Here is a 607-nt window from a genome sequence, read left to right as displayed (position 1 = left end):
GGCAACGCGAACAACCGATCCCGGATCGAGCCGATGATCGTCGGGAAATCCGAATACGACCGACCCGTCGCACCGGGCCCACCGGAGAACAACGTGTCCCCCGAGAACAACTGACCGGCCTCGGGCAGATACAGACAACTCGACCCCGGCGAATGACCGGGAGTATGCAACGCCACGATCTCCGTCCCCGCGACGGTGATCCGCTGACCGTCCTCGAGCACCGAATGACCGATGCCCGGATGCGTCTGCTCCCACAACACATCATCGGCCGGATGCAACAGAATCGGCGCATCCAACTCCCCCGACAACTGCGGCGCGACCGTCACATGATCGTTGTGACCATGCGTACAGACAATCGCCCGCACAGCACGACCGGCGACCGCATCGACGATCGGACCGGCCGTATGCGCAGCATCGACGATCACCACCTCGTCGTCGTCACCGACCAACCAGATGTTGTTGTCGACCTCCCACTCGCCACCATCGAGCGCGAACGTCCCCGACGTGACCACCTTCTCGACCCGCAACTGCCCGCTCACAGGACCACCACCGAACGCAGCACCGTGCCCTGATGCATCTTCTCGAACGCCGCCTCGATATCACCGAG

General features: G+C 63.3%; 1 protein-coding gene. It reads right to left on the bottom strand.

Going from position 1 to position 607, the window contains the following annotated elements:
- Positions 1–539: MBL fold metallo-hydrolase (locus tag CH278_RS15710; protein WP_094622359.1), on the bottom strand; the 539-nt coding region annotated here is incomplete at its 3' end.
- Between the last annotated feature and the right edge of the window lie 68 nt (positions 540–607).

It is taken from the genome of Rhodococcus sp. 05-2254-5 (assembly GCF_002258575.1).
GTDB classification, from domain to species: Bacteria; Actinomycetota; Actinomycetes; order Mycobacteriales; family Mycobacteriaceae; genus Rhodococcoides; species Rhodococcoides fascians.
Note: the sequence above shows the minus strand (reverse complement) of the source record. Positions and strands in the feature narration are given on the sequence as shown.